The sequence below is a fragment of the Kitasatospora sp. NPDC001159 genome (assembly GCF_053598235.1).
Genome location: NZ_JBSFJV010000019.1, coordinates 41815 through 67948 on the forward strand (window position 1 = coordinate 41815; position 26134 = coordinate 67948).

At 72.9% G+C, this 26134-nt stretch carries 22 protein-coding genes and 4 tRNA genes; 10 read left to right on the forward strand and 16 right to left on the reverse strand.

Going from position 1 to position 26134, the window contains the following annotated elements; all coding sequences use genetic code 11:
* Positions 1-47: 47 nt before the first annotated feature.
* Positions 48-121, reverse strand: a tRNA-Lys gene (locus ACWC9T_RS12675).
* Positions 122-257: 136 nt separating this feature from the next.
* On the opposite strand from ACWC9T_RS12675, the gene ACWC9T_RS12680 reads away from it, so the two are divergent.
* On the forward strand, positions 258-1145 hold the full coding sequence (locus ACWC9T_RS12680) for an alpha/beta fold hydrolase (RefSeq protein WP_449821045.1): 888 nt from the start codon (positions 258-260) through the stop codon (positions 1143-1145).
* Between the two features lie 179 nt (positions 1146-1324).
* Here the strand turns inward: ACWC9T_RS12680 and ACWC9T_RS12685 are convergent.
* The 4 genes from ACWC9T_RS12685 to ACWC9T_RS12700 all read right to left on the reverse strand — a co-directional run bounded on the left by ACWC9T_RS12685 (position 1325) and on the right by ACWC9T_RS12700 (position 5641).
* Positions 1325-1398, reverse strand: a tRNA-Lys gene (locus ACWC9T_RS12685).
* Positions 1399-1471: 73 nt separating this feature from the next.
* Positions 1472-3562 carry an ABC transporter ATP-binding protein gene (locus ACWC9T_RS12690; RefSeq protein WP_449821046.1) on the reverse strand — a complete coding sequence of 697 codons (2091 nt, stop codon included), beginning with the start codon at positions 3560-3562 and terminating at the stop codon, positions 1472-1474.
* Positions 3559-4644 (reverse strand): ABC transporter permease, encoded by a 1086-nt coding sequence (locus ACWC9T_RS12695; protein ID WP_449821047.1) that lies wholly within the window; start codon positions 4642-4644, stop codon positions 3559-3561. Before ACWC9T_RS12695 ends, ACWC9T_RS12690 begins: the two co-directional genes overlap by 4 nt.
* A 16-nt stretch (positions 4645-4660) precedes the next feature.
* Positions 4661-5641: an ABC transporter permease gene (locus ACWC9T_RS12700; protein WP_449821048.1), complete on the reverse strand. Its 981-nt coding sequence runs from the start codon at positions 5639-5641 to the stop codon at positions 4661-4663.
* A gap of 347 nt (positions 5642-5988) precedes the next feature.
* On the opposite strand from ACWC9T_RS12700, the gene ACWC9T_RS12705 reads away from it, so the two are divergent.
* On the forward strand, positions 5989-7695 hold the full coding sequence (locus ACWC9T_RS12705; RefSeq protein ID WP_449821049.1) for an ABC transporter family substrate-binding protein: 1707 nt from the start codon (positions 5989-5991) through the stop codon (positions 7693-7695).
* 816 nt (positions 7696-8511) lie between these two features.
* Here ACWC9T_RS12705 and ACWC9T_RS12710 read toward each other — a convergent pair.
* The gene (locus ACWC9T_RS12710; protein ID WP_449821050.1) at positions 8512-9498 is read right to left on the reverse strand and encodes a LysR family transcriptional regulator; all 987 of its coding nucleotides are present in this window, start codon (positions 9496-9498) and stop codon (positions 8512-8514) included.
* A 271-nt stretch (positions 9499-9769) separates the two neighbouring features.
* Between ACWC9T_RS12710 and snpA (ACWC9T_RS12715) the strand changes: the two genes are divergently transcribed.
* The 4 genes from snpA (ACWC9T_RS12715) (at position 9770) to ACWC9T_RS12730 (ending at position 14337) form a co-directional block, all read left to right on the forward strand.
* Complete coding sequence (snpA, locus tag ACWC9T_RS12715; RefSeq protein ID WP_449821051.1) at positions 9770-10411, forward strand: snapalysin; 642 nt, start codon at positions 9770-9772, stop codon at positions 10409-10411.
* Positions 10412-10723: 312 nt separating this feature from the next.
* Complete coding sequence (snpA, locus tag ACWC9T_RS12720) at positions 10724-11350, forward strand: snapalysin (protein WP_449821052.1); 627 nt, start codon at positions 10724-10726, stop codon at positions 11348-11350.
* A 107-nt stretch (positions 11351-11457) separates the two neighbouring features.
* Positions 11458-12117, forward strand: coding sequence for a pentapeptide repeat-containing protein (locus tag ACWC9T_RS12725; protein WP_449821053.1), 660 nt, complete (start codon positions 11458-11460; stop codon positions 12115-12117).
* Between the two features lie 165 nt (positions 12118-12282).
* Positions 12283-14337 carry a phosphocholine-specific phospholipase C gene (locus ACWC9T_RS12730; RefSeq protein WP_449821054.1) on the forward strand — a complete coding sequence of 685 codons (2055 nt, stop codon included), beginning with the start codon at positions 12283-12285 and terminating at the stop codon, positions 14335-14337.
* A 9-nt stretch (positions 14338-14346) separates the two neighbouring features.
* Here the strand turns inward: ACWC9T_RS12730 and ACWC9T_RS12735 are convergent, their stop codons facing one another.
* Positions 14347-15126 carry a phosphoribosyl-dephospho-CoA transferase MdcG domain-containing protein gene (locus ACWC9T_RS12735; RefSeq protein ID WP_449821055.1) on the reverse strand — a complete coding sequence of 260 codons (780 nt, stop codon included), beginning with the start codon at positions 15124-15126 and terminating at the stop codon, positions 14347-14349.
* A 138-nt stretch (positions 15127-15264) separates the two neighbouring features.
* Here ACWC9T_RS12735 and ACWC9T_RS12740 point away from each other — a divergent pair, with 138 nt between their 5' ends.
* Positions 15265-15507, forward strand: a complete 243-nt coding sequence (locus tag ACWC9T_RS12740) for a hypothetical protein (RefSeq protein WP_449821056.1) — start codon at positions 15265-15267, stop codon at positions 15505-15507.
* Positions 15508-15519: 12 nt separating this feature from the next.
* Here the strand turns inward: ACWC9T_RS12740 and ACWC9T_RS12745 are convergent, their stop codons facing one another.
* The 6 genes from ACWC9T_RS12745 to ACWC9T_RS12770 all read right to left on the reverse strand — a co-directional run bounded on the left by ACWC9T_RS12745 (position 15520) and on the right by ACWC9T_RS12770 (position 22145).
* A complete protein-coding gene (locus ACWC9T_RS12745; protein WP_449821057.1) occupies positions 15520-18747 on the reverse strand; it encodes a S41 family peptidase in 3228 nt (1075 codons plus the stop codon).
* 160 nt (positions 18748-18907) lie between these two features.
* Entirely contained in the window at positions 18908-19543 is a 636-nt protein-coding gene (locus ACWC9T_RS12750) for a DJ-1/PfpI family protein (RefSeq protein ID WP_449821058.1), read from the reverse strand.
* On the reverse strand, positions 19543-20514 hold the full coding sequence (locus ACWC9T_RS12755; protein ID WP_449821059.1) for a GlxA family transcriptional regulator: 972 nt from the start codon (positions 20512-20514) through the stop codon (positions 19543-19545). Before ACWC9T_RS12755 ends, ACWC9T_RS12750 begins: the two co-directional genes overlap by 1 nt.
* Positions 20515-20672: 158 nt before the next feature.
* A tRNA-Lys gene (locus ACWC9T_RS12760) sits at positions 20673-20746 on the reverse strand.
* Positions 20747-20816: 70 nt separating this feature from the next.
* Entirely contained in the window at positions 20817-21725 is a 909-nt protein-coding gene (locus ACWC9T_RS12765) for an NADP-dependent oxidoreductase (RefSeq protein ID WP_449821060.1), read from the reverse strand.
* A gap of 45 nt (positions 21726-21770) precedes the next feature.
* Positions 21771-22145 carry a hypothetical protein gene (locus tag ACWC9T_RS12770; protein ID WP_449821061.1) on the reverse strand — a complete coding sequence of 125 codons (375 nt, stop codon included), beginning with the start codon at positions 22143-22145 and terminating at the stop codon, positions 21771-21773.
* A 76-nt stretch (positions 22146-22221) separates the two neighbouring features.
* On the opposite strand from ACWC9T_RS12770, the gene ACWC9T_RS12775 reads away from it, so the two are divergent.
* A complete protein-coding gene (locus tag ACWC9T_RS12775) occupies positions 22222-22365 on the forward strand; it encodes a hypothetical protein (RefSeq protein ID WP_449821062.1) in 144 nt (47 codons plus the stop codon).
* A gap of 189 nt (positions 22366-22554) precedes the next feature.
* Entirely contained in the window at positions 22555-24216 is a 1662-nt protein-coding gene (gene pgi / locus ACWC9T_RS12780) for a glucose-6-phosphate isomerase (protein WP_449821063.1), read from the forward strand.
* A gap of 132 nt (positions 24217-24348) precedes the next feature.
* Here pgi and ACWC9T_RS12785 read toward each other — a convergent pair.
* The 3 genes from ACWC9T_RS12785 to ACWC9T_RS12795 form a co-directional block, all read right to left on the reverse strand.
* Positions 24349-24422 (reverse strand) — tRNA-Lys (locus tag ACWC9T_RS12785).
* A 68-nt stretch (positions 24423-24490) separates the two neighbouring features.
* Positions 24491-25108 carry a bifunctional DNA primase/polymerase gene (locus ACWC9T_RS12790; protein WP_449821095.1) on the reverse strand — a complete coding sequence of 206 codons (618 nt, stop codon included), beginning with the start codon at positions 25106-25108 and terminating at the stop codon, positions 24491-24493.
* 55 nt (positions 25109-25163) lie between these two features.
* A complete protein-coding gene (locus ACWC9T_RS12795; protein WP_449821064.1) occupies positions 25164-25520 on the reverse strand; it encodes a hypothetical protein in 357 nt (118 codons plus the stop codon).
* Positions 25521-25760: 240 nt separating this feature from the next.
* Here ACWC9T_RS12795 and ACWC9T_RS12800 point away from each other — a divergent pair, with 240 nt between their 5' ends.
* Complete coding sequence (locus ACWC9T_RS12800) at positions 25761-26081, forward strand: hypothetical protein (RefSeq protein WP_449821065.1); 321 nt, start codon at positions 25761-25763, stop codon at positions 26079-26081.
* Positions 26082-26134 lie beyond the last annotated feature (53 nt).

Consider the following 26134-nt stretch of genomic DNA (forward strand, 5'->3'; position numbering starts at 1 on the left):
AAAAATCGGGGAGCCCCTCGCTGCTGCGAGAGGCTCCCCAATGTCTGTGCGCCGCCAGGGACTCGAACCCCGGACCCGCTGATTAAGAGTCAGCTGCTCTAACCAACTGAGCTAGCGGCGCCTGCTGACCTGGAAAACAATACACGGTTCCGAGGGGTGCCTCGAACCATCCCGGTTCCACCCCGCCCCCCCCGGGCCGCCGCGGTGTCCGTTTCCACCCGGTTGGGGTGGAGTTCGCTGCAGGTTAGGGTGGAACGGTGCCCAGCCCCCAGCCAGGACACCTCCGGCCAGGACACCGCTTCCTGCGCGTCGGCGGCGTCCCGCTGCACGTCCGCACCGAGGGCAGCGGCCCGGCCTGCCTGCTCACCGGCGGCCTCGGCAGCAGTTGGTTCGACTGGGACCTCGTCGTCCCGTTCCTCACCCCTTACCGCACCGTGGTCCGCTTCGACCGGCCCGGATACGGGCTGAGCGCCGCGGAGCCCGCCACCGGGCGGCCCGCCCCGACGACGGCCGGCGAGGCCGAGCGGATCCTGGCGGTACTGGACGGCCTCGGGCTGGTCGGCCCCTGCACACTGGTCGGCCACTCGCTCGCGGGCTTCCACGTGGAGGCCTTGGCCCGGCTGCACCCCGAGCGGGCCGCCGGGCTGGTGCTGGTCGACGGCAGCGTCAGGCGGGCGGCCCGGCCGTACCCGGCCCCCGTCGCGCGCGACCTGGCGGCCCGGGCGGTGGCCGGCGCCGCACGAGCTGTCGCGGTGCCGTACCTGTTCGGCCCGACCGCCCGCCGGGTGGCTGCCCGGCTGTCCACCGTCCGCCGCGAGGACCTCGCCCCGGCGCCGCTGGCCCGGTACTGCTACCGCACCGGCCGGGCCCTGCGCGCGCTGCTCCGGGAGGGCGGGCGCTACCTCGACATGGCCGCCGAGCTCGACGAGCTGCGGCGCACCCGGCCGCTGCCCGAGGGCCTGCCGATCACCGTGCTGGCCGCCGACGACGGCTGCCGCAACCGCCGCACCGAGAACTGGCTGGCCGAGCAGCGCGAGCTCGCGGTCCTGCTCGGGGCCGACTACCGCACCACCGCCCCGGCCGGGCACCTGGTGATGTTCGACCGCCCGGACGCGGTGGCCTCCGCCGTCCTCGAAACGGGCTGAGGCCCGGGAACGAGCCGGGACGGCAGCCGTCAGCTGCTCGTCGTCGCCCTTCGCGTCGACGCAGAGCGGCAGCAGTTCCTCGACCGGCAGGCGGGTGCCGGAGGAAGGCGCGGGGGCCCGCCCATCCTGGAAACGCCTCAGGCCGCCCACCGGAGTGGACGGCCTGAGACCTTGCCATGTGCGCCGCCAGGGACTCGAACCCCGGACCCGCTGATTAAGAGTCAGCTGCTCTAACCAACTGAGCTAGCGGCGCTTGCTGACGTGGAAGACAGTACACGCTGCCGACCCGATCCGACGAATCGTATCGGCCCGAACACTCGCCGTGATCAGTGCGGGGGATCCTCCGGGAAGTGGCAGGCCGCCTGGTGGTCCGCGCCCGCCCGGTCGCCGTCCAGCGTCGGCCGTTCCCGCTCGCACCGGGCCCGGGCCGTCTCCGGGAGCCGGGCGTAGAGCGGGCAGCGGGTGCGGAAGGGGCAGCCGGTGCGGCGCTCGGTGGGGGAGGGCGGGTCCCCGGCGAGCAGGATGCGGTTGCGGGCGCGCTCGGCGGCGGGGTCGGGCAGCGGGACGGCCGAGAGCAGCGCCCGGGTGTACGGGTGGCGGGGGCGGTCGAAGACGGCGGAGACCCCGCCCTGCTCGACCGTCCGCCCGAGGTACATCACGCTGACCCGGTCGGCGAGGTGCCGGATCACCGAGAGGTCGTGCGAGACGAACAGGTAGGAGAGCCCCAGCTCGGCCTTGAGCGACTGCAGCAGGTTGAGCACCCCGGCCTGGATGGAGACGTCCAGGGCGGAGACCGGTTCGTCCAGCACCAGCAGCTTCGGCCGGACGGCGAGCGCCCGGGCGATCGAGACGCGCTGGCGCTGCCCGCCGGAGAACTCGTGCGGGTAGCGGACCGCGTGGTCCGGGTCGAGGCCGACCTGGCGCAGCAGTTCGGGCACCCGGCGGGCGATCTCCTCGCGCGGGGTGTGCTGGGCGCGCAGCGGCTCGGCGACGATGTCGCCGATCGGCATCCGGGGGTCGAGGCTGGCCATCGGGTCCTGGAAGACGATCTGCAGCTCGGCCCGGAGCCGGTGGGCCTCGGCCCGGGTGAGCCGGGCGGTGTCGCGGCCGAGCAGTTCGATCCGGCCGGCCTCGGGGGCGCCGAGCTTCAGCAGTTCGAACAGGGTGGTGGACTTGCCGGAGCCGGACTCCCCGACCAGGCCGAGGGTCTCGCCCTCCCGCAGGTCCAGGTCGACGCCGTCCACCGCGTAGACCTCGCCGACCTTGCGCTTGAACACCGTGCCCTTGAGGAGCGGAAACGTCTTGCCGAGCCCGCTCACCGACAGCACCGGCTCCCGCGCGGAGCGGTCCCCGCCCACGGCCGTGGACGGCAGCGCGGGCACCGGGTAGACCTCGTCGGGCGCGGGCCGCCGCTCGGCCAGCTCCGCCGACCGCACACAGGCGGCCGCATGCCCGCCGTCCCCGTCCAGGCCCCCGTCCGGACTCCGTTCCAGCAGAGGCTCCGCCGTCGAGCAGCGCTCCTCGGCCAGCGGGCAGCGCGCGGCGAACGGGCAGCCGGGCGGCAGTTCGGCCATCGGCGCCGGGGTGCCCGGGATCGGCACCAGCGCGCCGCCGCGCCCGTCCAGCCTGGGCAGCGCGCCGATCAGACCGAGCGTGTACGGGTGCCGAGGCGCGACGAACAGCGCGTCCACCCCGGCGGTTTCGACGACCCGGCCCGCGTACATCACCGCGATCCGGTCGGCCGTCCCGGCGATCACCCCGAGGTCGTGACTGACCAGGACCAGCGCCGCGCCCGTCTCCCGCTGCGCGGTGCGCAGCACGTCCAGCACCTGGGCCTGGATGGTGACGTCCAGCGCGGTGGTGGGCTCGTCGGCGAGCAGGATGTCGGGCTGGTTGGCGACCGACATGGCGATCATCGCGCGCTGGCGCATGCCGCCGGAGAACTCGTGCGGGAAGCTGTCCAGGGCCCGGTCGGGCGCCGGAATGCCGACCAGGTCGAGGAGTTCGGCGGCCCGGCGGCGGGCGGCGGCCTTGTCGACCTTCTGGTGGACGCGGACCGCCTCGGCGATCTGGTCGCCGATCCGGTAGACCGGGGTGAAGGCGGACAGCGGGTCCTGGAACACCATGGCGACCCGTCGGCCGCGGATCGCGGCGAGCTCCTTCCCGGGCAGCCCGACCAGCTCCCGGCCGTCGAGGCGCACCGAGCCGCTGACCCGGGCCGTACCCGGCAGCAGTCCCAGCACGGACAGCGCGGTGACGGACTTTCCGGAGCCGGACTCGCCGACGATGCCGAGCGTCTCGCCGCGCCGCAGGGTGAGGTCCACCCCGCGTACGGCGGGCACCGGGCCGTGCGGCCCGGCGAATTCCACCCGCAGGTCCCGGACGGCGAGCAGTGGGGTCTCGACAACAGTGGTCACGAGCTCTTCCTCTGCGAACGTTCGGGCTGGCCGGGCTGACCGGAGCGGCCGAAACGGCTTGATCGACCGGATCGACCGGATCGACCGGATCGACCGGATCGACCGGATCGACCGGATCGACCTGAACGGCGGGAACGGCGGCCCGCCGCCCCGGAGGTGGGGTCGAGGGCGTCGCGCAGCCCGTCCCCGACCAGGTTGACGGCGAGCACGAACAGCACCAGCAGCCCGGCCGCGAAGTAGAACATCCAGGGGAACACCGGTGCCTCGGTGGTCCCGGCGGCGAGCAGGGTGCCGAGCGAGACGTCCGGCGGCCGGACGCCGAAGCCGAAGTAGGAGAGCGCGGTCTCGCTCATCACCGCGCCGCCGACCGCGATGGTGGCGTCGATGATGAGGAAGGAGGCGACGTTCGGCAGGATGTGCCGGCTGATGATCCGTAGTGGCCGGACGCCCATGAACCGTGCGGCGCGGACGAATTCGCGCTCGCGCAGGGAGAGGGTCATCGAGCGGACCACCCGGGCGGTGATCATCCAGTTGAACAGGGCGAGCAGCAGCACGAAGGCGATCCAGCCGCTGCTGCGCAGCCGGGGCGAGACGATGGTGATGATCAGGAAGCTGGGGAAGACCAGCAGCAGGTCCACCAGGAACATCAGCGCCCGGTCGGTCCAGCCGCCGAAGTAGCCCGCGCAGGCGCCCACCAGCGAGGCCAGCACGGTGGAGAAGAGCGCCACCAGCAGGCCGATGATCAGCGACTTCTGCAGACCGCGCACGGTCTGCGCGAACACGTCCTGGCCGACCCCGTTGGTGCCGAACCAGTGCTCGCCGGACGGGGGTTGGTGCAGCGCGGTGAAGTCCGGGGCGGCGTAGTCCCAGGGCGTCAGGTACGGCCCGCCGAAGGCGAGCGCGAACAGCAGCAGGATCAGGACGGCTCCGACCACGGCGCCGCGGGCGGCGAGCACCCGGGTGAGGACGATCCGGCCGCGTCCGGTGGCCCGGGGCCGCCCGGCGGGTGGAGCGGAGGGGCCGGAGTCGGCGGGCTCGGGGGACTCCGCGGAGTCGGCGGAATCAGCAGCGACCACGGTCATTTCACGTCACCTCCGGTCATGACCGCACGCGCGGGTCGAGGGCGGCGTGCAGGGTGTCGGCCAGGAAGCCGGAGGCGAGCACGACGACGGCGGTGAACAGGTTGATCGCCACTACCGAGTTGACGTCCTGTTCGTTGATCGACTGGATCAGCCATTCGCCCATGCCGTGCCAGCCGAAGATCGTCTCGGTGAAGATCGCGCCGGTGAAGATGCCCAGGAAGCTGTAGGCGAACATCGTCGACATCGGGATCACGGCGGTGCGCAGCCCGTGCTTGAGCAGGGCCCGGCGTCGGGTGAGTCCCTTGGCCTCGGCGGTGCGCAGGTAGTCGGAGCCGAGCACGTCGAGCATGGTGCCGCGCTGGTAGCGGCTGTAGGTGGCGAGGCCGCCGAGGGCGAGCGAGACGGTGGGCAGCAGCAGGTGCAGCGCCCAGTCGGCGAGGTGGGCGCCGAGGCCGCCGGCCAGCCCGGGGGTCTCGTAGCCGGTGAACGGGATGACCTCGTGGCCGGCCGCCTCCTTGGCAGCGATCGCGCCGTTCTTGAGGAACAGCGCGACCAGGAAGACCGGGGTGGAGAGCAGCGCGAAGGAGAGCACGGTGAGCAGCCGGTCGGAGATCCGGTACTGGCGCACGGCGCTCCACGCCCCGGTGGCGACGCCGAGTACCGCGCCGAGGAGGCTGCCGAGCAGCAGTAGCCGCAGCGACACCCAGACCCGGCGGCCGAAGTCGTCGGTGACCGGGGTGTCGTGGATGGTCCGGCCGAGGTCGCCGTGGAGCAGGCCGCCGGCCCAGTGCCCGAATCGCTCGACCACCGGGGTGTGGTCGTTCAGGTTGAGCGCGGTGAGCTGGCGCTCGACCGATTCGGCGGACGGGCGGGGGACTTTGGCGTCGAAGTAGGTGCGCGGCTGCAGGGCGCTCGCGGAGATCGCGTACGCCAGGAAGACGGCGGCGATCAGCAGCGCCGCGTAGTAGCTCAGCCGCTTCGCCAGGTAGCGGAGCATCAACGGCCGCCCGGGGTGGGGGTGGGGCCGACGCGTCTGGTGGGCATCGGGTGGTGGCCTTCGGTCGGGGCCCGGTCAGGGCGTCAGTCGGCTGGGACGACAGGGCAGTTGGTGAAGTCGCAGGTCAGAGTGAAACACCCGGGGACGGCGGGGGTGTTGCGACTGCGTTGCCCCCGGTGACTTTTGGATCAGGTGTGCGCTCCTCCCCTGGTGGCGGATCCGGTCCGCTGTTACGTTCCTCTGGCTCGGTGCCGGATTGAGTGCCCACGCTCAAGCCCAGTCATGCCTACTGCGCCCCAACTCCCGCTTCGCAGAACTCGTCAGCAGACCTCAGCAAGGGGACCCTCATGGACGTTTCCAGTGCGACCCGCCGCTTCGGCCGGGTGGCCGTCCTCGCCGCCGCCGTGGTGCTCGCGGTCACCGCGTGCACCTCGGGCGGGAGCGGCTCGGCCGACAACGTGGCCAAGAGCGAGCCGCCGAGACAGGACTCCCAGGACATCAACGCCAAGCCCGCGGACCAGGTCAAGGACGGCGGCGAGGTGCGCTTCCAGCTGGACCAGTGGATCACCCAGTGGAACCCGCTCCAGGTGGACGGCGGCAGCTACACCGACACGGTGAGCCTGGTCCGCGCCGTGGAGCCGTCGATCTTCACCACCGACGCCTCCGGCACCTTCCAGCCGAACCCGGACTACCTGGTGGAGGCCAAGGTCACCTCGACCTCGCCGCAGGTGATCACGTACAAGCTGAACCCCAAGGCCAAGTGGTCGGACGGCAAGCCGCTCAGCTACCTGGACTTCAAGGCCGACTGGCAGGCGAGCAACGGCAGGGACCCGGCGTACAACATCTACGACCCGTCCGGCTACGAGCTGATCTCCGCGGTCGAACAGGGCGCCGACCCGACCGAGGTGAAGGTCACCTTCTCGCAGCCGTACGCGGACTGGCAGAACCTGTTCCGCCCGCTGGTCCCAGCGGCGGGCATCGCCACCCCGGACGACTTCAACAAGGGCTGGGTGGAGAAGATCCCGATCACCGCCGGTCCGTTCAAGATCGGCGTGGCGGACAAGACCGCCCAGACCCTCAGCCTGGTCCCGGACCCGGCCTGGTGGGGGGCCAAGGCCAAGCTGGACAAGATCACCTTCCGGGTGATGGACAAGTCGGCGAGCATCCAGGCCTACCTCAACAACGAGATCGACCTCGCCTCGGCCGGCACCGCCACCGCGTACGGGCAGCTCAAGAGCGCCAAGGACACCGTGATCCGGGCCGCCAGCCCGTGGGACGAGGTGCACATCTCCTTCGGCGGCACGGGTGCGCTGGCGGACCGGACGGTCCGCCAGGCGCTCGGCAAGGCGCTCGACCGCTCGGCACTGATCAAGATCGCCAACAACGGGGTGCCGGTGGAGTTCAAGCCGCTCGGCAACCACATCATCATGCCCAACCAGGCCGGCTACCAGGACAACTCCGGCGAGTGGGCCAAGTTCGACCTCGCCGCCGCCAAGAAGCTGCTGGACGACGCCGGCTGGAAGGAGACCGGCAGCGGTCAGCCGCGCACCAGGGACGGGAAGCCGCTGGAGCTGCACTGGGTGCTCAGCGACGGCACTCCGCAGGCTCAGCTCGACCTCGCCACCGCGGCGGCGGCGATGTGGCAGGCGGCCGGGGTGAAGGTCGACCTGGACAAGGTGCCCGGCAACGACTTCTTCGCCAAGTACATCACCCCGGGCAAGTTCGACATCGCCAGCTGGCGCAACACCGACTCCTTCCCGAACTCCAAGAGTCTGGCCAACTTCCGTCTGCCGGTGGGCGACAACACCTTCAGCAATCCGTCGCGCCTGGGCACCCAGGAGATCGACGACCTGCTGAAGAAGGCGTCCGGGACGGTCGACCCGGTCGAGGCCGCGAAGCTCTACAACCTGGCGGACGCGAAGATCTGGGAGCTCGGACACACCGTCGAGCTCTACCAGCGGCCCGCCGTGGTGGCGGTCCGCAAGGGACTCGCCAACTACGGCGCCTTCGGCCTCGCCCAGGAGGACTACAGCAAGATCGGCTGGGAGAAGTAGCCCGGGCCGCCGAGACGGCGAGGGCGACCGCACGGCAGGCGCTGGCGAGCAGCGCGGTGATCACGAGGCCGGTGGTGCGGACACGGGTGGGTCGGCTGCGCCGCCCCCGCTGTCCTGCCACCCGCCTTGACCTTCCGCGTTGCCCGCAGGCCGCCCGTGTCGTGGGGCCCCGCAGGGCCCGCGATCGCTTCCAACCGGGGACGAATCTAGCGGGGCGTCGCGGCCGGTCGAGGCGCAGCGCGCGGGCGCGCCCGGAAACCCGCCGCGCTGTCACCCGGTTCGCGCACCGGGGCGTCAACTACGGCTGACAGCAAGGAGAAAAGGGGTATACGGGGCATCGTGCCCGGGTTCGAACGGGGTTGCCGGACCGGCGCGCGCACCCCGCGTGCGCGTCGCGCCGGTGCGTGCGCCGGGCCCGGGCCGCTGCCGGATTGCGCGGGACGGCGGGCCCCTCCGGTCCGCTCCAGACCCCGTCCCGACTCCCGGAGCAGTGCCGATGGCCAGTGATCCCGCCGCCGCGGCACCCCGTCCGCACCACGTCGACCCGCCGCCGGTGCGCCGGATGGTTCCGCGCGACCGCGACGAGCGGCACCGGGTCGCCACCACGAGGAGCTGAGCCAGCTGGTGCCGGTGGCGGTCGGTGGGCTGCTGATCTGCTCCGCCGCCCGGTGGATCTACTTCGCCCGGCCCGTCCACGAGCACCTGCGCTCCAACTGGCGGGCCTTCGCCTGGGTGTTGTGAGCTGCGCTGGTCTGCGCGCTGGTGGTCACGGTGGGCGTGCTGATCCACGGCCGGGAGAGCCGGGCCTGAACCCGCTCAGGAGACGCCCTGGATCCGCCTCAGCAGCACCGGTTCGTGTCGCGCCAACCAGGCCAGGTAGGCCGGGTTGACCTTGGCCAGATCCATGTAGGCGGCGCGCAGTTCGCCGTACAGCGCGTCCAGGGCGGGCGGGCTGAGCGTGCGCGGGCGCCAGGTGAAGAGCAGCCGGACGGCCAGCGGGTCCCCGTGCACCGGGCGGACCACGGTGCCGGGTCCGGGCAGTGAGGTCGGCTGGCAGGGGCGGACGGCCTCGCCGGAGGCGACCAGTTCGGCGGCGGTGGCGTTGTCCCGTACCTGAACCACCCGGGGGTTGAGCCCGGCCTCGCTGAACACCCGGCGCATCGCCGCGTACTCGTGGTCGGCGGTCGGGTCCACCATCCAGGTGTCCTCGGCGAGGTCGGCCAGGTGGACGACCGGACGGGCGGCGGCCGGGTGGCCGGCGGCGAGCGCGACGAACTGCGGCTCCCGGGCCATCAGCACCCGGTGCTCGGCGTCCGGCGGCACCCGCAGCGGGAAGCCCTCGCTCTCGTAGACGAAAGCCACGTCCAGCTGGTCGGCGGCGACCATCCGCAGCAGCGCGCTGGCGGAGATGTCGACGTGGATGGTGGTGTCGGTGTCCGGCAGCCGCTCGTGCACCCGGCGAAGCCAGGCCGCGACCGCCCGGCTGCCGACGCTGCCGATGCGCAGCCGCCGCTGCCGGCCGGGCCCGGCGGCGTCCCGGGCCTCCTGGCGGGCGGCGGCCACCAGCGCGGCCATCTCGCTGATCACCGGCCGGGCCCGGGACAGCACCGAGTGGCCGAGCGCGGTGGGCCGACTGCCGGTTTGTTCGCGGGTGAACAGGGCTCCGCCGATGGCCCGTTCGATGCGGTGCAGCTGGGTGGTGAGGGAGGGCTGGGTCATGCCGAGTTGGAGCGCGGCCTTGCGGAGGCTGCCGGTGTCGGCGATCGCGCACAGCACCCGGAGGTGTCTCACGTCGAGCTCCACGACGGGAGCATAGTCGTCGCCGCACCGCCTCGCCAAGGACATGACATGGAATCAAAGGCTCGCCGGGGGACCGCACGACGGGGCCCCCGCCGGTATGCGGCTGGGCTATCGCCGGTTGACATCATCCGCGACCGGCCCGGGCGGGTCGAAGCTCGGGGGCAGCACACCGCCCCGGTCCCCGCCGGGGCGGCCCCCACCGTGCGCCGTACGAGCCGTGCCCGGCCCCCACCGGCCCGGGCGAGCCGGCGCACCCGCGAATTCGGAGCCCCCCATGAAGCGATCCGTGCTGTCCGCCGCCCTGGGCCTGGCCGTTGCCGCCGGCCTCGCGATCGTGCCCGCCACCGCCGTCGCCGCACCGGACGCTCCGGCCGCCGTGCAGGGCTACACCGCCTCGACGTACGCCGGTTCGGCCGCCGAGGCGGCCGACAACCAGGCGTTCTTCCAAGCCGTGATGGCCTCCGCCAAGGCCAAGCGGGCCGCCAACCCGTGGCTGCAGACCGTCACCGTCACCTACGACACCGCCGGCGCCCCCTCCTTCACCGGCGAGATAGCCAACGCCGCGCAGATCTGGAACGGCTCGGTGCACAACGTCCAGCTCCAGGAGTCCAGTGGCACCGGCGACTTCTCGTACTACGAGGGCAACGACAGCCGTGGCTCGTACGCCAGCACCGACGGGCACGGGCACGGGTACATCTTCCTCGACTACCAGCAGAACCAGCAGTACGACTCGACCCGCGTCACCGCGCACGAGACCGGGCACGTGCTCGGTCTGCCGGACCACTACTCCGGCCCGTGCAGCGAGCTGATGTCGGGTGGCGGCCCCGGCCCGTCCTGCACCAACCCGTACCCCGACAGCAACGAGCGCGCGCAGGTCGACTCGATCTGGGCGAACGGCGCGGCGCCCGCGAACTAGCCGTACTGCCGAGCGGATCGGGGTGCGGCGGGCCGCCCGGCCGGAAACGGGCGGCCCGCCGCAGTGGGTACTTCCCCGCCTCGGAGCCTAGCCGCAGGTGGAACGGAATGCCAGGGGCATGGGTGAGTCAAGGCCAGGAAAAGTCGACTCAAATCCACGGAGCGCCGGGGTATTGGGTCGGGCTATCGCGGGTTGACATCATCCGCCCGCCCGCCGGGCTGCCCGAAGCTCTGGGGGCATCACCCGTTCACCAGGTGTCCCCCAGGGCCGGCCCCCAACCGGCTGCGGCACCACAGGAATCGGAGCCCCCACATGCAGCGATCCGTACTGTCCGCCACCCTTGGCCTGGCCCTCGCGGCCGGCCTCGCCGTGCTGCCCACCACCGCGGCCGCCGCCGCACCGGCCGCTCCGGCCGCCGTGCAGGGCTACACCGCCTCGACGTACGCCGGTTCGGCCGCCGAGGCCGCGGACAACCAGGCGTTCTTCCAGGCCGTGATGGCCTCAGCCAAGGCCAAGCAGGCTGCCAACCCGGGCCTGGCCACTGTCGTGGTCACCTACGACGCCAGCTCGGCCCCGTCCTTCCGCACCCAGATCGCCAACGCCGCGCAGATCTGGAACAGTTCGGTCAAGAACGTCCAGCTGAGGTCGGGTTCGGCCGCCGACTTCCGCTACTACGAGGGCAACGACAGCCGTGGCTCGTACGCCAGCACCGACGGGCACGGGCGCGGCTACATCTTCCTCGACTACCAGCAGAACCGGCAGTACAACCCGGTCCGGGTGACGGCCCACGAGACCGGGCACGTGCTCGGCCTGCCGGACCACTACTCCGGCCCGTGCAGTGAGCTGATGTCGGGCGGTGGCCCCGGCCCGTCCTGTACCAACCCGTACCCGAACAGCACCGAGCGCAGTCGGGTCAACTCGCTCTGGGCGCGCGGCTGACAGCCCTGAGCGCCCCCGGACCGGCCGCACGCCGCTGCGGCCGGTCCCGGGTGTTGTCGGTGGCGCGTGCGAGCATGCGGGCGAGATCCGTCCCGAAAGGTGCCGCCATGCCCCGTTCCGCCCCCGACCGGCTCGCCGACCTCCCGTACGCCGAGCTGCTGCGCCCGCACACCGGGCCGCTGCGCAGCGACGACCGCTACGACACCGCGCATTTCGACGGCGGCGAGCACACCGACGAGTCGGCCGCCGGGGCGGCCTTCCTGGAGTGCGCCTTCACCGGGGTCGCGCTCAGCGGGGTCAAGCTGCGCCAGGCCCGGTTCAACGAGGTCTGGGTGCAGGCCGGCCGCTGGGTAGCCTGCGACCTGAGCGACACCGAGTGGCAGGACAGCGCCTTCGTCGGCGGCGTGCTGGCCGGGGTGGCCGGGTACGGCTCGGCGCTGCGACGGGTGGTGTTCCGCGGCTGCAAGCTGGAGGCGGTCAACCTGCGGTCGGCCGTGCTGCGGGACGTCGTGTTCGAGGACTGCCTGCTGCGCGACGTGGACTTCGGGGAGGCGAAGCTGACCGGGGTCTCCTTCCCCGGCTCGACGCTGGAGGAGGTCCGGCTGCGCGGGGCGGTGCTGAGCGAGACCGACCTGCGCGGCGCCGTCCGGCTCGGGCTGGCGGACGGCCACCAGGGCCTGCGCGGAGCGGTCATCAGCTCCACCCAACTGCTGGAGCTGGCACCGCAGTTCGCCCACGCGCTGGGGATCCAGGTGAAGGATGTCTGAACAACTCGTTCACCGGCCCGTCGCTCGGCGATGGGCCGGTGAACAGTCCGCCAAAGCTTGACCGAGGGCCCTTTCTCGCGGCCCTCACCTGCGCAAAGATGCTCGCCGTTCGGGGGGCTGGGGCATGACCTGTATACACACCTCGGGAATGGACGGGCCGGTCAGATGGCTGAGCTGAATCGCAGGAAGTTCATGGCACTCTCCGCGGGCGCCGCGGCGGGAGCGGCGGTGGTCGGCGGATCCGCCGTCGCCGGCAGCGCTCCGGCGGTGGCCGCGACACTGAGCACCACCGGGACCATCACCGACGTCCAGCACGTCGTGGTCCTGATGCAGGAGAACCGGAGCTTCGACCACTACTTCGGCACTCTCAAGGGCGTCCGCGGCTTCGCCGACAAGGCCGCCATCCAGATCTCCGGCGGCTACAGCGTCTTCAACCAGCCGAACGGCCTGTTCGCCCGTCAGTACCCGTGGGCCTTCAACCCCTCGGGCAACAGCGGCTCCCCGGAGACCCTGGCGCAGTGCAACGGTGACCTCTCGCACGCCTGGTCCGACCAGCACAAGGCCTGGAACGGCGGAAAGATGGACTCCTGGGTGTCCGCCAAGGGCACCGTCCGCACCCTCGGCTACCTGCAGCGCGCCGACATCCCGTTCCACTACGCGCTGGCCGACAACTGGACCATCTGCGACGCCTACCACTGCTCGGTACTGAGCGCGACCGGCCCCAACCGCACCTACCACTGGTCGGGTTGGATCGACCCCAACGGCACCGCCGGCGGTCCCGCCTACGACGGCGGATCCGAGTCCAACCTGCGGTGGCAGACCTACGCCGAGGCGCTGCAGAACGCCGGCGTCAGCTGGAAGGTCTACCAGAACGCCAACGACAACTTCGGCGACAACGCCCTCGCCTACTTCAGCCAGTTCACCGGCGCCCCGGCCGGTAGCCCGCTCGCCGTCAAGGGCATGGGCTCCGTCCCCGCCGTCACCGGCAGGACCCCGGACGACATCGCCGCCGCGATCAGGGCCGACGTGCTGAACGGCACCCTGCCGCAGGTCTCCTGGATCGTCGCCGACCAGCAGTCCTCCGAGCACCCCTACGCCACCCCCGAGGACGGCGCGCACTTCGTCCACATGGTGATGGACGCCCTGAACGCGGACCCCAACGTGTTCAACTCCACCGTTCTGCTGATCAACTACGACGAGAACGACGGTTTCTTCGACCACGTCCCGCCGCCGGCGGCGCCCTCCGGCACCGCGGACGAGTTCTACAACTCCACCAACATCGGCCTCGGCTTCCGCGTCCCGCTGATCGCCGTCTCCCCGTGGAGCCGCGGCGGCTGGGTCAACTCCGAGACCTTCGACCACACCTCGGTGCTGCGCTTCCTGGAGGTGTGGACCGCCGCCATCGGCAAGCCCGCCACCAGCCCCAACATCAGCGCCTGGCGCCGGCAGGTCTGCGGCGACCTCACCTCGGTCTTCGACTTCGCCAATCCGGTGTACGGCATGCCCTCGCTGCCCGACACCTCGCGGACCATCGGTTTGTCCACCTGCGGCCCGCTGCCCAACCCCTCGCCCAGCAACAACGCGCTGCCCGCGCAGGAGCCCGGCACCCGTCCGGCCCGTGCCCTGCCCTACCAGCCCAACGCCAACCTGGACCACTGGGACACCAACGCCAACGGCGTCATGCACGTCTGGCTGAAGATGTCCAACGACGGAGCCGCCCGGGCCGCGCACTTCGCCGCCTACGCCAACGCCTACCGCAGCGGAGGTCCCTGGCAGTACACCGTCGATTCCGGCAGCCCGGTCACCGACTTCTTCAACTGCGGCACCAACGGCTTCGGCAACGGCAAGTACGACCTGACCGTGGTCGGTCCGAACCGGTTCCTGCGCCGCTTCACCGGCGACCTCACCCAGCCGGGCAAGAACGCGGCCGTCACCGCCTCGTACGCGGTCGAGCCGGGCACCGGCAAGCTGGCGATCTACTTCAAGCTGGCCAACTCCGGCAGCACGCCGATGACCTTCACCATCGCCTCAAACAACTACCGGACGGACGGCCCCTGGACGCATCAGGTGCCGGCCGGCGGCAGCGTCAGCGACTTCTTCAATGCGGTCGCCTACAGCAACGGCTGGTACGACTTCACCGTCACGGTGGACGCCGACAGCAGCTGGTCGCAGCGCTTCACCGGCCACCTGGAGACGGGCGCACCCAGCGTCAGCGGCTGATCCGACGGCTCAGACGTACGGGCCCCGGGGAAACCACGGATCGCGGACCTCCCGGGGCCCGTACGGCGTCAGCAGCGTGAGGGTGAACGGCGCGGCCGCGTACTCGGCCAGCTGCACCGCGCCGTAGCGGGTCTCCAGCTCGGCCTGCACCGGCACCGGTAGCTTGCTCAGCGCCCGCCGCAGCTGCAGCGCGTCCCGCCGGCTCACCGGGTGCGGGGCGCGCAGCACCAGCCGCAGCGGGCTCAGCGGCCCGGCCACCGGCACCCCGGTGCCCAACTCGTAGGCGACCGCGCCGATCGGCCCCCAGGGCAGCCGGTGGTCCGCCACCAGCCGGACCACCTCCGGCAGCAGGGCCAGCGCCGGGATCCCGGCGACCCGCTCGGGGGCCAGCCGCTCGCGCCGCTCGGCCAGCTGCTCGGGCCGCAGCGTCCGGGCCACCGCGGCCCAGGGTGCCAGCGCGTCCAGCCGCTGCCCGGGGCGCGGGCCGCGTACGGTCACCGGGATCCAGTGCTCGGGCGCCGCCTCCGGGTCCCGGGTGCAGCGCTGCGGTCGCGGCACGTCCACCGGGCCGCCGACCACCGACGGCGCCCGGCCGACCGTCACCCACGGGTGCGTCCGCAGCACCGCCCGCGCCCACTCCGGCAGCTCGCCGCCGGCCAGCGGCCGCAGCGAACTGGGGCACTGCATCAGCAGCAGGTCGTGGGCGCCGGGCAGCCGCCCGTCCAGCGCGGCCAGCGCACCGACCCGTCGGCGCGGTCCGTCGTGCAGTTCCTCGGTCGAGTTCCTCACACCGCCACCCTCCGCCTGCCGCCCGTCCCCGGCTACGGCCCTTGGGCGCGTCCGGCAGGGACCAAAGGCTCAACATGCGTCCACCGGCCCCCGGTGTGAGAGTGGGGGCAGCCCGGTAATCCGTCCGAAGGAGGAGTCATGGGCATCTTCGACAGGTTCCGCCACAAGGCGCACGAGGCCTCCGAGGATGAGCGCGGCTCGATCGGCCGCCACCAGGAGCAGGATGCCGCCCAGCGCGCAGCCCTCGCGCACGACGAGGCCGCGGACGCGTTCAGCGACGAAGTCGAGCGCACCCGCGAGACGCAGGAGCGGCTCGCCCAGGAAGAGGCCGACCGGCGCGCCGCCGAGAACATGACGGCCGAGGGCGACCCCTGGGACTGACGCCCGGCACCTTCACCGCGCCCGTGGCGGCAGCGGCGGGCGCCGCAGGTCCGGCCGGGGCGTGGACTCCGGCGGGGGCGCCGCGGCCGGGGCGTCCTCCAGCAGCTCCAGGGCCAGCTGGACGGCGGCCATCAGGTCCGGGTGGCGCCCGCGCGCCCAGTCCTGCGGGGTGCACAGCACGTGCACGTCCGGCTCGACGCCCCGGTTCTCCACCGACCAGCCGAGCCCGCCGCTGAACCAGGAGGCGTTCTTCGGCACCGAGATCTGGGTGCCGTCGCCCAGGGTGTGCCGTCCGGTCATCCCGACCACCCCGCCCCAGGTGCGGTTGCCGATCACCGGGCCGAGGCCGAGCAGCTTGATCGCCGCGATGATCACGTCCCCGTCCGAACTGGTCGCCTCGTCGGCGAGCGCCACCAGCGGACCGCGCAGGGCGTGGCGCGGCCAGCGGACCGGCTGGCGGTCCCGGGTGAAGTCCCAGGCGAGGACCTGCCGGGTGAGCTTCTCCAGCACCAGTTCGGAGACGTTGCCGCCGGCGTTGCCGCGCACGTCCAGCACCAGTGCGGGCTTGTCCAGTTCCCGCCGCCGGTCCCGGTTGAACTGCGCCCAGCCGGAGCCGCCGAGGTCCGGGATGTGCAGGTAGCCGCACCGCCCGTCGCTGAACTCCCGCACCAGGGCGCGGCGCTTGACCACCCAGTCCTGGTAGCGGATGGCCCGTTCGTCGGTCAGCGGGGTGACCGCGATCCGCCGCACCGGGGCGTCCGGGCCGCTGCGCAGGGCGAGTTCCACGGTGGTGCCGCCGGTGCCGGCCAGCTGCGGGAACGGGCCGCGAAGCGGGTCCACCGGGCGGCCGCCGACCTCCAGCAGCTCGTCGCCCTTCCGGACCCCCTTGGCGGCCAGCGGGGCGCGGGCGCGCGGGTCGGAGGACTCGCCGGGCAGCACCTGGTCGACCAGCCAGCGGCCGTCGGGGGAGCGGTGGGCGCTGGCGCCGAGCAGGCCGAGCGGCTGCTGGGCGAGCGAGGGCCCCTCGGCACGCCGGGAGGGGGTGACGTAGGCGTGCGAGGTGCCGAGTTCGCCGAGGAGTTCGCGCAGCAGGTCGGCGAAGTCGTCGGGTGAGCAGACCCGTTCCAGCAGCGGCTCGTACTGGGCGACCAGCGCCGGCCAGTCCAGGCCGGACATCGGCTCGTCCCAGAACTGGTCCCGGACGATCCGGGCCGCCTCGTGGTACGCCTGGCGCCACTCGGCGGCCGGGTGCACGGTGTGGGTGATCCGGCGCAGGTCGACGGTGGTCCCGGCGGAGGGGACGCCGACCGGGAACACCCGCAGCGTCCCGGCCGAGTAGACCGCGATCGAGCCGCCGTCGCCGGAGACCGCGTAGCCGTCCAGCTTGTCGACCAGGGTGGTGCGACTGCCCCGGGTCAGGTCGTAGTGCTCCAGCGAGGGGCGGCCGGAGGTGTCGTCGGGGCTGGCGAAGGTCTGCCCGAGGGTGCCGGAGATCGGCCAGCGCAGCCAGACCAGGCCGCCGCGCACCGCGTCGGTGGCCGAGTACTTGGAGGCGATCACCGGGAACTGCAACAGCCGCTCGCCGATGCCCTCGGGGTCGACCCGGACGGTGCCGTCGCCGCCGCCGTTCCCGCGCGGGGTGCCGTCCTCGGCGGGCGCGGCGAACGGCGACGGGGTGTCGGCGCTGAGCGGGACGAGGTACGGGCGGCAGCCGACCGGGAAGGAGAGGTCGCCGGTGTGCACGTCGTGCACCGGGTCGAAGCCGCGCCAGGAGAGGAAGGCCAGGTAGCGGCCGTCCCGGGTGAAGACCGGCTGCTCGTCCTCGAACCGCCCGTCGGTGACGTCGACGACCGGTGCGGGCGTGTCGGTGCGGGTGAGCCGGATCCGGCGCAGCGAGCGCCCGGCGGCCGGCTGGGACCAGGTGATCCAGTGCGAGTCGGGGGAGAACCGGGCGCTGGAGACCGGCCCGTAGTCGGAGGCGGCCAGCTCGCGCACCTCGCCGTCGGTGGCGGAGACCAGCAGCAGCCGCCCGTCCGAGGCGGCGGCGGCGAGGTGGGTGCCGTCGGGGGAGGCGGTGAGTTCCAGGACCCGGCCGAGCCTTCCGGCGGCGAGCACCCGGTGGCGGTGCTTCTTTCCTCCCTCGTAACCGGGGAAGTCGTCGTGGCCGGGCAGCGGCGTCACCTCGATCGCGTCGGCGCCCTCCGCGTCCGTGACCCAGGCCGCCTCGCCGGTGTGGCCGAGCACCACCGGCAGTCGGGTCCGCACCCCGGGGGTGTCGGCGAGCGCGCGGGCCGGGCCGTCCTTGTGGGTGAGCCAGTACTGGCTGCCGCGCACGGTGATCACCCCGGCCCGCCCGGTCTGGTCGCAGGCGAGATCCTTGACCTGGGAGGCGGCGCTGACCTGGTACGGGCGGCGTCCGGCCCGGGCGCCGCCGAGCGGGACGTGCAGCCGGCGCGGGGCGGCGGCGTCCAGGCCGTTCAGCAGCCAGAGGTCGCCGGCGTGCTGGTAGACGATCCGGGTGCCGTCGGTGGCGGCCTCGCGAGCGTAGTAGGAGGCATGGTCGGTGTGCCGGCGCAGGTCGCCGCCGTCGGGGAGGCAGGAGTAGAGGTTGCCTATGCCCTCGTGGTCCGAGAGGAAGGCGATCCGCCCGGCGACGGGCATCGGGGAAGCGAGGTGGCCGGTGTGGTCGGGCAGGATCAGCCCGCCGTCGACCCAGAGCCGGCCGATCGCGCCGCCGCGGTAGCGCTTCCAGGCGGCGGGCTCGTGCGGAGCGGCGCCGGTGAGCAGCACGGTCCGCTCGCGGCTCATCTGGGCGTCGCCGACGGGGCCCCAGGGCATCCGGCGGCCGGGGGAGCCGTCCGGCGGCAGGGCGTGTGCCCAGGTGTAGTGGGCGAAGGGCTCGTGGAAGGAGGTGACGGCCAGTACCTCGCCGTCCGGCAGCCAGCCGCGCACCCGGGTGTCATGGCTGCCCCAGAAGCTGAGCCGGCGGGTCTCGCCGCCCTCGACCGGGGCGGTCCACACCTCGGGGGTGAGGCTGAGCCAGCTGGTCCAGGCGAGGGTGGTGCCGTCGGGGGAGAAGCGGGGGTGGCTGACCCGGGTGCGGTCGCAGCCGACCCGCCAGGCGCGGCCGGTGCCGCCGCCGTCGGCGTCCAGCGGGGCGATCCAGACGTCGTCCTCGGCGGTGAAGGTGAGCAGGCCGCCGTGCAGGTGGGGGTGGCGGAGGTAGCCGGGCGGGGTCACCCCTCCATCCTTCGGCGGAGTGTCATCCCCGGCAACCGGGGTGGTCCTCCCGGACCGGCCCAACCGTCTGGGCCATTGACGGTGCGCTGTCGGATCCGCTGCTGCCCGCCTTCGGCCTGGTCCTCGCCGCCCGCCGCCACGCCTTCCCGCCGGAGCGCGGCTAGCGGAGCAGCAGCCGGTTCGCCCGCAGCTCCTCGGCCAGCCCGGCCGGGGCGGTCGTGATGTGGCCCGCCGAGTACGGGGGCTGCGGGTCGTACTCGATGAGCAGCTGGATCGCCTGCGCGGTCGCGTCGCCGGCGATCCGCCCGGTCAGCGTCAGTGCGAGGTCGATCCCGGCCGAGACGCCCGCCGCGGTCGCGTACTTGCCGTCGATGACGACCCGCTCGGTGCCGGTCGGCTCCGCGCCGAACTGCGGCAGCTGGTCCAGGCAGACCCAGTGCGAGGTGGCCCGGCGGCCCCGGAGCAGCCCGGCGGCGCCCAGCAACAGCGAGCCGGAGCAGACCGAGGTGGTCCAGGTGGTCGTCGCGTCCACCGCGCGCACCCACTCCACCACGGCCTGGTCGGTCAGCTGGGCCTCCGTCCCGGGCCCGCCGGGCACCAGCAGCAGGTCGGCCGAGTCCACCTCGTCCAGGGCGGCGTCGGCGGTGAGCGCCAGGCTCGTCATGTCGGTGCGGACCGGCCCGCGCCGGGCGGCGGTGAACACCACCTCGGTGCCGGGGATGCGGGACAGCACCTCGTACGGGCCGACGGCGTCCAGGGCGGTGAAGTTGTCGTAGAGCAGGACGGCGATGCGCATCAGTGTCCTCCATCGGGACTCGGTCGGAAGCGGCGTCGGTATTCCACGGGCGGGGCGGCCAGGGTCCGGACGAAGGCGCGCCGCATCGCCTCCGGGGTGCCGTAGCCGCAGGAGCGGGCGATCTCCTCGATGCCGTCGTCGGTGTCCTCCAGCAGCCGCCGGGCGGCCTCCAGCCGGACGCCGTCCACGTACCGGCCCGGCGTCACCCCCACCTCGGCGGCGAAGGCACGGGCGAAGTGCCGGGGCGACAGTGCCGAACGGCCGGCCAGCGCCTCGACCGACAGGTCGGCCTCGGGGTGCTCGGCGATCCACCGCTGCACCTCGCGCAGCGGCTGCCGGGCCGCCACCTGGGCGGCCAGCTGGGTGCTGAACTGGGCCTGGTTGCCCGGCCTGCGCAGGAAGACCACCAGACGGCGGGCGATCAGCAGCGCGGTGTCGCGGCCGAGGTCCTCCTCGACCAGGGCCAGCGCCAGGTCGATCCCGGCGGTGACCCCGGCGGAGGTGGCGATGTGTCCGTCCCGGACGTGGATCGGATCCGGGTCCACCTCGACGTCGGGGAACCGCCGGGCCAGCGCCTCGCAGTACGCCCAGTGCGTGGTCGCCCGGCGCCCGGCCAGCAGCCCGGCCTCGGCGAGCAGGAAGGCTCCGGTGCACACCGACACCACCCGTTCGGCCCGGTCGGCCAGTTCCCGGATCCACGCCACCAGCGCGCCGTCCGGATGATCGGTGCCCTCCCCGCCGGGGACCAGCAGGGTGTGTACCGGTCCGACCTCGGCCAGGTCCGTGTCCGGCAGCAGCCGCAGCCCGCTGTGGCTGCGCACCGGTCCGCCGCCGAGCGAGGCGGTGATCACCCGGTACGCGCCCGGCTGCCCGGCGGCGGTGCCCGCTCCCGCGAACACCTCCACGGGCCCGGTCACGTCCAGGCTCTGCACGCCGTCGTAGAGGACGACGACCACGCTGCGCGCTCTCATGCGGCCAGCCTGTCAGCGGGCCGGAGCGGCGGCAATGACCTGCTTCCCACCTTTCCTGCCACGGGTGGCGAGTGATCCCGCCCCGGAGGCGGGTGGGCGAGTAGCTGCCGAAACGCCGGAAGGCCCCTCGCTCTCGCGAAGGGCCTTCCGGCTGTCTGTGCGCCGCCAGGGACTCGAACCCCGGACCCGCTGATTAAGAGTCAGCTGCTCTAACCAACTGAGCTAGCGGCGCTTGCTGACGTGGAGAACATTACCTGGTCAGCGGCCGAAACACACAATCGGCCCGGACGGCCCCCACCCGCTCAGGCGGTCAGCACCACCTTGCCCCGGACGTGCCCGGTGGCGACCAGCCGGTGGGCCTCGGCGGCCTTCTCCAGCGGCAGCGCCTCGGCGACCTCCAGCCGCAGCGCGCCCGCCTCCCACAGTCGCACCAGCTCGGCCAGCCGTTCGGCCGTCCGCGGTGCCCGCAGCCCCCGGACGCCCAGTCGCTCGGCCTCCGGATAGTCGACCACGGTGCCGATCCGGTCCTTGTCGGCGACCAGCTCGACCGAGGCCTCCAGCGCGCCCCGGCCGGCCGCGTCGAAGGCCGCGGTCACCCCTTGCGGCGCCACCGCCCGGACCCGCTGGACCAGGCCCTCGCCGTAGGCGACCGGGATCGCGCCCAGCTCGCGCAGGTAGTCGTGGTTGCGCTCGCTCGCCGTGCCGATGACGGTGGCGCCCCAGGCCCGGGCGAGCTGGACGGCGACGGTGCCGACTCCGCCGGTGGCGCCGTGCACCAGCACCGTGTCGCCGGGGCCGACCCCGAGCTGGGCGAGTGCCATGTGTGCGGTCTGGCCGGAGGCGGAGAGCGAGCCGGCCGGCTCCCAGGGCATCGTGGCGGGCTTGGCCACCAGCTGGGCGGCGTCCACCGTGACCAGCTCGGCGTGGCAGTCCAGCACCCGGAAGCCCAGCACCCCGTCGCCGACCTTCCAGCCCTCGGTGCCCGGGCCCAGCCGGTCGACCACCCCGGCGAACTCGTTGCCGAGCGTGAACGGCGGCTCGACCGCCAGCCCCGGCGGGCGGAACCCCTCCCGGATCGCGAGGTCCACCGGCTGCACCCCGGCGGCGTAGACCCGCACCCGGACCTCGCCCGGACCGGGCTCCGGGGCGGGCACCTCGGTGACCCGCAGGACCTCGGGACCGCCGGACCGCACCACGGTGACCGCCTTCATGGGGGCTCCTCTCCCTCGACCGTTCGACTGATCGTTCGCCGATCGTTAGACGCTCCCGATCCTCGAACCTGAAGTGCGCTTGAGGTCAAGCGCTGCTCGGCATGTCTTCACGGCGTGGCCACCGTCGCCCTGGCCCTCGCCATCCCGCTCACCCTGCACTCCGGCGCGGACTTCCCCGAGCGCGGCCGGCTGGTCCTCATCGCCTTCAGCGTGGTGCTGTTCACCCTGCTGGTCCGGGGTCTGAGCCTGCCCTGGCTGGCCAGGCGGCTCCAGCTGGACATTGACCAGGACCGGCACGAGCAGGCCGTCCGTCAGCTCTGGTGGCGGGCCGCCAAAGCCGTGCTCACACGCCTCGGTGAGCTGGATGAGCAGGACAAACTGCCCGCCGAGGTCGCCGACCGCCTGCGGGACCGTCAGCACGACCGGCTGGCCCGACTCTGCCCGGAGAACTACGCCGAGGAGGACACCGCCGAGGCCAAGCTGCGACTCGCCCAGTTTGCGGGCCGCCCGGGACGTCGAGCAGGAGATGGTCGCCGCCTCCCGGCGCGAGCTGCTCGTCGCCCGCAGCGAACTCGGGGCCGACCCGGAACTGGTCGACCAGGTGCTGCGCGGGCTGGACCTGCGCACGGAACGGAAGTGACGGGCAGTCCGCGCGCCGGGCGGAATGTGCGCGACCGCCTCCGGGGTTGCATAGGCTGAACCCGGGCAGGCCGTCAACGGAGTCGGCATACCACCAGTACCCGCACGACCTCGCACAGAGACCCTGATTGTTCGGGCCTCACGCCTGGCCCTGCCGGTTTCCGCACCCAGATGAATCGAGGACCAACCGATGTCGGAGACCCGCGCCGACGCCCGCACCCCGCTCGACCGCACCCCGCAGTGGGCCGCGCTGGCCAAGCACCGGGACGAGCTGGGCGAGACCCACCTGCGCGAGCTGTTCGCCGCCGACCCGGAGCGCGGCAGCCGCTACACCGTGCAGGTCGGCGACCTGCACGTGGACTACGCCAAGCACCTGGTCACCGACGAGACGCTGGAGCTGCTGCGCGAACTCGCCGCCGCCACCGGCGTCGCCGAGCTGCGGGACGCCATGTTCCGCGGCGCGAAGATCAACAACACCGAGCAGCGCGCCGTCCTGCACACCGCGCTGCGCGCCCCGCGGGACGCGGTCGTCGAGGTCGACGGGGTCAACGTCGTCCCCGGCGTGCACGCCGTCCTGGACAAGATGGCCGGCTTCGCCGACCGGGTCCGCAGCGGCGAGTGGAAGGGCCACACCGGCAAGCCGATCCGCGCCGTCGTCAACATCGGCATCGGCGGCTCCGACCTCGGCCCGGCGATGGCCTACGAGGTGCTCCGCTCGTTCACCAAGCGCGACCTGGACGTCCGCTTCGTCTCCAACGTGGACGGCGCCGACCTGCACGAGGCGGTCCGCGACCTCGACCCGGCCGAGACGCTGTTCATCGTGGCCTCGAAGACCTTCACCACCATCGAGACCATCACCAACGCCATCTCCGCCCGCGACTGGCTGCTCACCGGCCTGGGGGCCGGCGCCGAGGCGGTGGCCAAGCACTTCGTCGCGCTGTCCACCAACACCCAGGGCGTGCAGGACTTCGGCATCGACACCGCCAACATGTTCGAGTTCTGGGACTGGGTCGGCGGCCGCTACTCCTACGACTCCGCGATCGGCCTCTCGCTGATGATCGCCATCGGCCCGGACGCCTTCCGCGAGATGCTGGACGGCTTCCACCTGGTCGACGAGCACTTCCGCACCGCCCCGGCGGAGCAGAACGTCCCGCTGCTGCTCGGCCTGCTCGGGGTCTGGTACGGCGCGTTCTTCGACGCCCAGGCGCACGCGGTGCTGCCGTACTCGCACTACCTGTCCAAGTTCACCGCCTACCTGCAGCAGCTGGACATGGAGTCCAACGGCAAGTCGGTGACCCGCGACGGCACCCCGGTCAACTGGCAGACCGGCCCGGTGGTCTGGGGCACCCCCGGCACCAACGGCCAGCACGCCTACTACCAGCTGCTCCACCAGGGCACCAAGGTGATCCCGGCCGACTTCATCGGCTTCGCCCGGCCGGTCGCCGACCTGCTGCCGGGCCTGGTCGCCCAGCACGACCTGCTGCTGGCCAACTTCTTCGCCCAGACCCAGGCGCTGGCCTTCGGCAAGACCCCGGAGGAGGTCGCCGCCGAGGGCGCGCCGGCCGAGCTCGTCCCGCACAAGACCTTCAAGGGCAACCACCCGACCACCACCATCCTGGCCCGCGAGCTGACCCCGTCCGTGCTCGGCCAGCTGGTCGCGCTGTACGAGCACAAGGTGTTCGTCCAGGGCGCGATCTGGAACATCGACTCCTTCGACCAGTGGGGCGTCGAGCTGGGCAAGGTGCTCGCCAAGCGGATCGAGCCGGTGCTGCTCACCGGCGAGGGTGGCGAGCAGCTGGACAGCTCCACCGCGGCGCTGGTCGCCCGCTACCGCACGCTGCGCGGCCGCTGAGCCCCGGCCGGGCCGTCCGCTCCGGCGGGCGGCCCGGCTGCTTCGGTACGGGCAGTGCCTTCGGCGGACAGTGCTTTCACCGAAAAATGCCGAGAGGCCCCTTGCTTTCGCAAGGGGCCTCTCGGCTGTCTGTGCGCCGCCAGGGACTCGAACCCCGGACCCGCTGATTAAGAGTCAGCTGCTCTAACCAACTGAGCTAGCGGCGCCTGCTGACAGAGAAGACTCTAGCAGCGGCCCGCGTCCGAGCCAAAATCGAATACCGGTCGCCCTCCGTTCACCCTCCGGCCACGACGGATGGCTCCGCCGGGACGGGCGCGCCGGGCTCGCGCGCCGCCCGTACACAGGCCCAGAGCACCACCGAGGCGCCGGGCAGCCAGGGCTCCCGCTCCTCCGGGGCGACGATCCAGCGGCCGGATCCCCGGCCGGGGGAATCCGGGCCGTGCACCATCCGCTGGACCGGCGGTACGGTCACCGCGTCGCCCCTGCCGTGGCACAGCAGCGGCGGCACGTCCCGGGCCCACTCCTCCCAGGCCAGCAGTCGGCGCAGCCGGGGCGCCGCGCCGGGCTGGACGAACAGCAGGGTGCGCCCCCGGTAGCTCGCGACCGGTCCGCAGCCCGGGCCTGAGGCCCAGAGCTCGTCCAGCACCCGGCGGCCGAACAGCGCCGGCATGCTGATCACGTCGAAGGCCCGGCCGCAGGGCAGCACCGACGGCGCCCACGGGCGGGACTCCCAGAGGGCGCGCATGCTGCGCGGGTATTCGCTGGCGGAGGCGAGCCAGGACTCTCCGGCCACGGTGACGTACTCCACCGACTGCAAGGTCCAGATGTCCACGTCCAGCAGCCTGCGCGGTGCACGCCACCGGTGTGGTGGAAAGTGCTGTTTGCCGGACAGGGCAGCGGGGCACGGCGTACCCTTCCGCTTCTGGCATATGCCAGGGGCCAGCCGGTCAGTCCTCGTGGCGGCGCGGCTGGAGCAGGCCGCGGCCGTACTCGATCATCTTGGCGGCATAGTCGGGGGTCCAGTCCGCCCGCTCGGCGATCTCGGTGTCCGACAGCGCGTCGAACCGGCGCGGGTCCGCCAGCTGCGCGGCGGCGACCGCCTGGAAGTCGGTGGCTCGCTCGGCGGCCGCCCGGAAGGCCAGGGCCAGTTCGGTGGAGCGGCGCAGCAGCTCCCCGGGGTCGTCGATGGACTCCAGGTCGAAGAATCGTTCCGGCTCCGGCTCGGCGGACTGCGGCTCGAACAGCAGCTGCGCGGGGCGCAGGCGCCGGGTGGGCTCAGGCGCCTCGGCGGGGGAGTCGGGCATGGACGGACACCTCCGGGGTCTCGGTGGGGGAGGGCGGGCGGGCTGCTCCGGGCCGCACCGCCCGGTTGTGGCCGTCGTCCATTGTCTCGCGGCGGCGGCCGCTAACGGAACGGTGCGCGTGAAGGCGCTATTCCCCGGCGCGCGCCGGGGGCGTGCCTCGGGCGCCACGCATCCGGATCGCGTGCGAACCGGTTGTTCCGGGTGTACGGGAACCAGTCACCGTCGAACCGGGAGTGCCCCATGCGCGCACCGAAGACCCTGTCCACCGGCGTCCTGCTGTCCACCGGCGTCCTGCTGGCCGCCGCCGTCCTGGCCCCGGCCGTACCCGCCTTCGCGGTGGAGACGGCGAAGGTGGTCACCGGCCCACCGAGCGCCCCGGGCGGCCTCTCGACCGCGACCTGCCCGGCCGGAACCCACCTGACCGGCGGCGGCTACCGGCTCCAGCCCGACGCGGACGGGCCGGTGCGCGCCAGCGGCCCGACCGCCGACGCGACCGGCTGGAGCGCCCAGGCGGAGCGCGGCTCCGTGGTGGCCTTCGCGGTGTGCGAGACCGAGGACTGAGTGCCGGGGCCTGTCCGGCGGGTCCTCGCCGGGTCCGACGGAACCCCCGGACG